General features: G+C 71.5%; 6 protein-coding genes. 3 read left to right on the top strand and 3 right to left on the bottom strand.

What is annotated here, in order from left to right; all coding sequences use genetic code 11:
• Positions 1–104 precede the first annotated feature (104 nt).
• The 3 genes from AB0P03_RS01580 to AB0P03_RS01570 all read right to left on the bottom strand — a co-directional run bounded on the left by AB0P03_RS01580 (position 105) and on the right by AB0P03_RS01570 (position 4,454).
• Positions 105–2,108, bottom strand: a complete 2,004-nt coding sequence (locus tag AB0P03_RS01580; protein ID WP_363627536.1) for an amino acid transporter — start codon at positions 2,106–2,108, stop codon at positions 105–107.
• A 235-nt stretch (positions 2,109–2,343) separates the two neighbouring features.
• Positions 2,344–3,945, bottom strand: coding sequence for a multicopper oxidase family protein (locus tag AB0P03_RS01575; RefSeq protein ID WP_363627535.1), 1,602 nt, complete (start codon positions 3,943–3,945; stop codon positions 2,344–2,346).
• A gap of 98 nt (positions 3,946–4,043) precedes the next feature.
• Complete coding sequence (locus AB0P03_RS01570) at positions 4,044–4,454, bottom strand: DUF6153 family protein (protein ID WP_363585962.1); 411 nt, start codon at positions 4,452–4,454, stop codon at positions 4,044–4,046.
• A 199-nt stretch (positions 4,455–4,653) separates the two neighbouring features.
• Here AB0P03_RS01570 and AB0P03_RS01565 point away from each other — a divergent pair, with 199 nt between their 5' ends.
• From AB0P03_RS01565 to AB0P03_RS01555, 3 genes are read left to right on the top strand one after another with little or no spacing between them, the layout of a single operon-like run.
• Positions 4,654–5,055 carry a hypothetical protein gene (locus tag AB0P03_RS01565; RefSeq protein WP_363585961.1) on the top strand — a complete coding sequence of 134 codons (402 nt, stop codon included), beginning with the start codon at positions 4,654–4,656 and terminating at the stop codon, positions 5,053–5,055.
• A 3-nt stretch (positions 5,056–5,058) separates the two neighbouring features.
• On the top strand, positions 5,059–6,762 hold the full coding sequence (locus tag AB0P03_RS01560) for an alpha/beta hydrolase (protein WP_363627534.1): 1,704 nt from the start codon (positions 5,059–5,061) through the stop codon (positions 6,760–6,762).
• The gene (locus AB0P03_RS01555; protein ID WP_363585959.1) at positions 6,759–7,286 is read left to right on the top strand and encodes a hypothetical protein; all 528 of its coding nucleotides are present in this window, start codon (positions 6,759–6,761) and stop codon (positions 7,284–7,286) included. Before AB0P03_RS01560 ends, AB0P03_RS01555 begins: the two co-directional genes overlap by 4 nt.
• Positions 7,287–7,457: the final 171 nt, after the last annotated feature.

Below are 7,457 nucleotides of genomic sequence, written 5' to 3'. Positions count from 1 at the left end.
GCCCGCCACCCCGCTCAGCGGCAGAGCGACTGGAGGTCCGACGTGTGCCCGCCCGAGCTCCCCGCACCCCACCGGGCGGGCCGACGACGTCGTGCGGCGGAGCGTCAGCCGACGTGGACGCGCGGGCGGCGGCTGCGGTCGGGTTCGGCCTCGCGCAGCACCTCGCGGGTGACCGGGGCCACCTCGCCCTGGCCGAACAGGAAGAACCGCAGGAACTGGGCGAAGGGGTTGCCCTCGGTCCACTCGAAGTAGAGGTGCGGCTGCTGCCCGGTGCGGTCCCGGATGGTGAGGGCCAGCGCGGCGATCGCGTTCGGGATGCTGGAGCTCTCCAGTGTCAGCACCCGGTAGCGGCCGTGCAGCACCTCGCCGCGCACGGTCAGCTCGGTCTCGAAGTCGGAGGCGTCCCGGACGGTCACCTCGACGAAGACCAGGTCGTCCTCACCGGGGATGTCGTTGTCGGCGCGGATCTGGCGGATCTTGTCGCGGTACTCGGCGACGTCGCGGCGGGTCGGCTCGTTGGCGATCAGCCGCAGCGGGCGGTGCGCGTAGTCCCTGACGAAACGTTCCGCCACGTCGTCCAGTACCACGTCGGTGACGCGCAACTCGAAGGCGCGGCGCAGCCGGGAGAGCAGCGAGACCAGGATGATGCCGGCGATGAAGCAGGCGCCGATCTTCAGACCGTCCGGCCGCTCCAGGCAGTTCAGCACGGTGGTGTACAGGAAGATCGCCGCGATGATCGCGAAGGCGGTGGTCCAGCCCCGCTGCTTCGCCTTGTACGCGGCGATGGTGACGGCGATGGCCGCCGAACTGATCAGCACCAGCACGCCGGTCGCGTACGCGCCGCCCTGGGCGTCCACGTCGGCGTCGAACAGCCAGGTGACCAGGAAGCCGATCAGGGTCAGCACGATCACCATCGGCCGCACCGCACGCGCCCAGTGCGGGGCCATGCCGTAGCGGGGCAGGTAACGCGGCAGCAGGTTGAGCATGCCCGCCATGGCGGAGGCGCCGGCGAACCAGAGGATGGCGATGGTGGACAGGTCGTAGACGCTGCCGAAGGTGCCGCCCAGGTACTCGTGGGCCAGGTAGGCGAGGGCGCGGCCGTTCGCGTCGCCGCCGGGCTTGAACTGGTCGGCCGGGATCAGCAGGGTGGTGATGAAGCTGGTGGTGATCAGGAAGCAGCTCATGATCACGGCGGCCGTGGTGAGCAGCTTGCGGGTGCCGCGGATCCGGCCGGTGGGCTTCTCCTCGGTGTCGTCCGGGTCGCCCTCGATGTGCGGCATCACGGCGACGCCGGTCTCGAAGCCGGACAGGCCGAGCGCCAGCTTCGGGAAGACCACCAGCGCCACGCCCACCATGATCACCGGGTTGCCGTGCTGGGCGGTCAGCGCACTGGTCCAGTCCGTGACCACGTGCGGCGCCTCGATGATCTTCCAGATGCCGACGGCCACCACGACCACGTTCAGCGCCAGGTAGACCCCGACCAGGGCCACCGCCAGGCCGATCGCCTCGCTGAAGCCCTTCAGGAACACCGCGCCGAGCAGCGCGACCAGGATCAGCGTGATCAGCACCTGCTTGCCGCCGAGGACGCTGGTCAGGTGCGGGTTCTCCACCAGGTGCGCGCTCGCGTCGGCGGCCGACAGGGTGATCGTGATGAGGAAGTCCGTCGCCGCGAAACCGAGCAGCGCCAGGACGAACAGTTTGCCCTTCCAGAACGACAACAGCCGCTCCAGCATGGCGATCGAGCCCTCACCCCGCGGGCTCTCCTGCGCGACCCGCCGGTAGACCGGCAGCGCGCCCAGCAGGGTGACGACCACCAGCACGATCGTCGCGATCGGCGACAGCACGCCCGCCGCCAGGGCGGCGATGCCCGGCTGGTAGCCGAGCGTGGAGAAGTAGTCCAGGCCGGTCAGGCACATCACCCGCCACCAGCGCCGGCCCTTGTGCGCGCCGGAGTCCCCCGCCTGCGCGCCGCCCTGCGAACCGTCCTGACCGGCCTGCCCGGTGGCCGGCTTGTCCGCCGACACGCCCTCCAGCAGCCAGCCCCGCAACCGTATTCGCGCCGACGACGGTTCCGCCGTCGCCGCCTCCGTCGAACCCGACGAAACCACCTTGCACCTCTTGTTAAAGACCCCGTAAAAGCGCCGTCGGGCGACGGCAGTGCGACAGGCTATGCGACCGGCGTTAAGGACGCGTCATCGCCCCGCGTTAAGAAAGCGTCATTGCTCCGCAGGTCGCGGCGGGTGGTGCGGCCGGTGACAGTGCGCCCGCGACGGGGCTCCGACCGGCGGCACGCGGCGTCGGGGCAGGGCCGCTCCCCCGCCCCGACGCCGCGTGCCGCGAAGGTCAGGCCCGGTAACCGAGGACGGTCATCATGCCCGTCTCCGCGTGGTAGACGTTGTGGCAGTGCACCATCCACAGGCCCGGATTGTCGGCGTCGAAGTCGACGGCGAGCGTCGCGCCCGGCAGCACGATCGCGGTGTCCTTGCGGGGCCCGTCACCGGGCAGCGCGAAGGTATGGCCGTGCAGGTGGACGGGGTGCCACATGCTCGTGGTGTTGCGGAACTCCAGCCGCACCCGCTCCCCCGCCGCCACCGGGTAACGCTGCGCCGGGTCGTACCGGCGGCCGTTGAACGCCCAGTCGGCCTTCGCCATGCCGCCGGTGAGCTCCAGCCGCACCGTCCGGTCCGGCGCCCTGGCGGGCAGTCGCACGCTCGGGTCGGCCTTGAGCTGTGCCGCGCCGAGCAGCCTGCCGTCCAGCTCCGCCGGGCGCACCGAGGCGTCCGGCGCGGCGCCGCCGCCGGTGCGCAGCAGGGCGAGTGCGGCGGCGTTCTTGCCCTCGGCGAGCGCGGTCAGCGGGAAAACGCCGTCCTGGACGGTCACCAGCACGTCGTAGCGCTCGCCCATGCCGAGCAGCAGCGCCTGGGTGGTGGCCGGCTCGACCGGGAAGCCGTCGGTGTGGGTGACGGTCAACTCGTGGCCGCCCAGCGCGACCCGGTAGGCGGTGTCGCCGCCCGTGTTGATCAGCCGGATCCGGACCCGGTCGCCGGGCTTGGCGGTGAAGGTCTCGGGCGCGCCGGCGAGCCGGCCGTTGACCAGGTGGAACGGGTGGCCGACGTCGCCCGCGTCGCCGCCGAGCAGCGCGCTGCGGGCACCCATCAGCATCCGGGACGGGCCGGCGGCGGGCGGGGCGGTGCTCGGGGCGCCGGTTGGAGTGCCGCCCATGGCTGCCATGTCGTGGCCGCCCATCGCCGGGTGGTCCATCCCCGCGCGGTCCATCCCGCCCATGCCCCGGGCGAGTTCGGCGAGCACGGCGTCCGGGGTGCTGCCGTCGACCCCGTCCACCCAGTCGTCCAGGACGACGACCCACTCCTGGTCGTAGCGCAGCGGCTCCCTCGGGTCCTCGACGATCAGCGGCGCGTACAGGCCGCGGTCCTGCTGGACGCCGGAGTGCGGGTGGAACCAGTACGTCCCCGGGTGGGCGAGCGCGAAGCGGTACTCGAAGCCGGCGCCCGCCCGCACCGCGTCCTGGGTGAGCCCGGGTACGCCGTCCATGTCGTTGCGCAGCGCGAGGCCGTGCCAGTGCAACGAGGTGGGCTGCGGAAGGTGGTTGGCGAGACTGACGGCGAGCGTCTCGCCGACCGTGGCGCGCACCGCCCGGCCGGGCAGGCGGTCGCCGTACGCCCAGCTGCGGACGGTGCGTCCGCCCAGGTCGAGCGTCGTCTCGGTGGCGGTGAGCGCGACCTTGCGCTCCGGCCCGGGCCCGCGCCGCGCCTCGGCGGCGGCGACCTCGGGGCCGCCGGGGGCAACGAAGCCGCCCGGGGTGGTGGGGGCGGCGCCCCCATGGTCCATGCCCTTCATCGGATCGGCGGAACAGGCGGCGAGCAGACCGGTGCCGGCGGCGGCGAGCGCCGCGCCGAGCACGGTACGACGGGTGGGTGTGCGCATGACGGAGTGCACCTCGTGCGGTGGGTGTGGGTGAGCAGGACGTCGCGACGGCCGTCCCGCCCGCGCCGGAGCGCGGACCCGGGGCGGCCGGCGTACGCCTACTGACGCAGCACCGACAACCGGGCGAGGAGGATCCGCCCGCCTCCGGGCGGCGGCAACGCGCGAACGGCCCGCAGCAGCCGGGCCCTCACCTCGGCGGCGGCGTCACCGCCGTGCCGCAGCAGGGGGCCGGCGGCGAGGAGCAGCAACGTCCAGCCGGCGAGCACGGCCAGACACACCGTCATCGGATCCATGCCGTCGGCCGCCGCGGTGTGCACCGTCTCCCCGGCGCCCGCCGGGTGACCGGCGCTCACGGCGTGCCGCGTCGGCCCGTGGTCCGTCCCGTGCTCCACCCCGTGCCCGCCGGCGGCCGGATGGCCGAGCGTGTGCATCGTCACGATGCCGAGCAGGAGCGCCGCGAGGAGCAGCAGGCGCAGGGCCCGGGGGACGGTCGGACGCGGCTCCGCCATCGTCCACCTCCCGACCGACCTCGCCACCAGTTACCCCCGCAGGGTATCCCGAGCCGCGCCCACCGGCCGAGCCGGGGCGGGTCGCCCGGCCCATGCCCTCCCCACCGCCGGAAGATCGATCCGTTAGCATCCGTCAGCAGTTTGTCGACACGGACCCGGGCGGCGCGCCGGCCCGGGAGCTCATCAGCGGGGGAAAGACATGGCAGGTCCTGATCTGGCCTTGGAGTTCAAGGTCAACCCAGCCGAACTGGACGGCTGCGGACAGAGCGCTCAGCACATCGGCGGTCTCATACCGGGCGAGACCTCGAAGATCACCGATCCGTGCAACCAGGCCGCCGGGGGCCTGAAGGGCTGGCTCACCGCCGCCGCCATCCAGAACTGCGGCACGAACTGGAAGACGCTGCTGGACAAGCTCGGCGGCGACATGGGCGACGTCGGCACCAAGCTCGCCACGTCGGCCGCCTACTACCGCCAGGTCGAGAAGGACATCCACGGGAGCATGCGGAACCCGGCCGCACCGGTCCCCGACGAACCGGACCCCTTCAGCACGACCTTCGTCCCGGGCCCCGTGAAGCCCGCCGGCGCGAAGGCGGCCGAGTAGGCGATGGACATCAAGACCCTCCACGACGCCGACCTCATCAACCTCACCACCGCGAAGACCGCCTTCGACACCCTGGCCACCGCCTTCGGCCAGCACGTGGAGAACTGGCAGCACGAGGTCGTCGACCGGCTGAACCACTCGCAGTGGACCGGGAACGCCGCCGGTCACGCCCAGGCCCGGATCCAGCTCCTGGAGAACGAACTCCAGGCCGCCCAACAGGAGATCGGCCTCGTCAGCAGGGCCTTGCACGACGCGGCCGAGGGCTTCGCCGCCGCCCAGGCGCACCTGATCAACGCCCTCGACGACGCCAAGACCCACAAGCTGACCGTCGCCGCCGACGGCGGGATCACCTGGGACAACGACCCCGGATCCGCCGCCTTCGCCGGCACCGACGCCGAGTCGCAGGCCCAGCAGATCAGCAGCCGGATCACGGCCGCGCTCACCGAAGCCGCCCACGCGGACCAGACGATCAGCGCCCGGCTCGCCCACCTGGCCGGCAACGCGAGCGACGGCACCGGGCTCGACGCCGCCACGGCGAAGACCGACCTGGCCGCCGCGAACGCGCTCGAACAGGTCCCCGCCGCCGGCACCGACCCGAACAGCGTCAAGGGCTGGTGGAACGGCCTGACCGACGAGCAGCAGCACCGGATGATCCTCAACCACCCCGATCAAATCGGCGCCCTCGACGGCGTCCCCGCGCTCGCCCGGGACCAGGCCAACCGGATCAACCTCCAGCGCGGCAAACAGGACCTCCAACACCAGCTCGACAGCCTCGGCCCGGAGCCGAAGCACTACCTGTCCGTCGCCGAGACCAACGGCGGGCCCGTCCAGAACCCCGACTACACGGAGTGGAAGCAGAAGCGCGACGACCTCGAAGACAAGCTGAAGGGCGTGACGGCCATCGAGAACCGGCTGAACACCCCGGTCAACGCCGAACACCCGCCCACCTTCCTGCTGGGCTTCGACACCAACGGCAAGGGCCACGCGATCATCGCGGCCAACAACCCCGACACCGCCGACAACGTCTCCACGTACGTACCCGGCACCGGCGCCCGGCTCGGCAGCATCGGCAGTGACATCAACCGCTCCGATCTGATGGTCCAGTCGGCCAACACCGCCGACAAGAACTCGAAGACCACCTCGTCGATCACCTGGGTCGGCTACGACGCGCCGCAGACGATCATCCCCGAGGCCGCGGACGACAAGTACGCGAAGAACGCGGAGGACAAGCTGCACACCTTCGAGACGGGACTCCACGCCACGCACGAGGGGAAGCTGTCGAACAACACCATCCTCGCCCACAGCTACGGCACCACGACCGTGGGCTACGCCATGCGCGACAAGGGCCTTCCCGTCGACAACGTCGTCCTCATCGCCAGCCCCGGCTGCGGCGTCGAAAACGCCAAGGACCTGAACATCGACCCGTCCCGCGTGTACGTGGCGCAGAGCCCGGCCGACGCGATCGGCTGGGCCGCCGCCACCGACCCCGGCGGGATGACGGACAACATCGTCGACAACGTCGCCGGCTCGTGGGGCCTGGGCGACGGTGACCACCACCTGATCCACGGCCGACAGACCACCGTCCCCCAGTTCGGCGCGCAGATCCTGCCCACCGACCCCAAGGCGGGGCACTCGGACTACTGGAACGAGAATTCGCCCACCCTGACCTCCATGGGGGAGATCATCGCCGGAAAGCGGGCCTCATGAGCACCACCGAGCACACCCCGCTGATCAAACGGGTCACCGCCACCGCCGTACTGGCGGTCGCCGTACTGGCCCTGAACGCCTGCGGCGTGCAGACCTTGAACGAGCGGTCGAAGTCCACGATCACACTCGACCAGGCCAAGAAGCAGATCGACACCTATCTCGCCGACACCCTGGCCAAGCTGCCGGTCAAGCCGACGGCGAGCTCGGGCGATTTCTTCGACATGGAATGCGACGCCAACGACATCGGCCCGCACGGCAGGAAGCAGACCCATCGGGGATACGACTTCGAGGATCTCCCCCTGTCCGGCAGGACGGAGGTCGCGGACGCCTTCCGCGTCTACCTGACGGGACAAGGCTTTCAGCCGGTCGAGGACCCGCCCGGCTTCCATCCCGGCTGGGTGAAGCTGAAGAACCCCAAGGACAACTTCCTCGCCGTCCTGGACGGCGCCACGGACTCGAGCCGCCTTCTCAAGCTGACCGTCAGCTCCCCCTGCGTCTGGCCCGACGGCACCCCGCCGGCCTGATCCGAGCCGCCACACCGGGGCCGCACCCTCCGGAGGGTGCGGCCCCGGCACGTCCGCCCGCGCCGACCCCGGAACAAACCCCGAGGAACGTCCCCTAAGGGCGTAGACGCGCCCGGGGGCGGGCATGGCTGGATCGTGGAACCCCGAGCAGCAGCCGTGAGAAGGTGTCGG

It is taken from the genome of Kitasatospora sp. NPDC088779 (assembly GCF_040685395.1).
Lineage (GTDB): Bacteria > Actinomycetota > Actinomycetes > Streptomycetales > Streptomycetaceae > Kitasatospora.
Note: the sequence above shows the minus strand (reverse complement) of the source record. Positions and strands in the feature narration are given on the sequence as shown.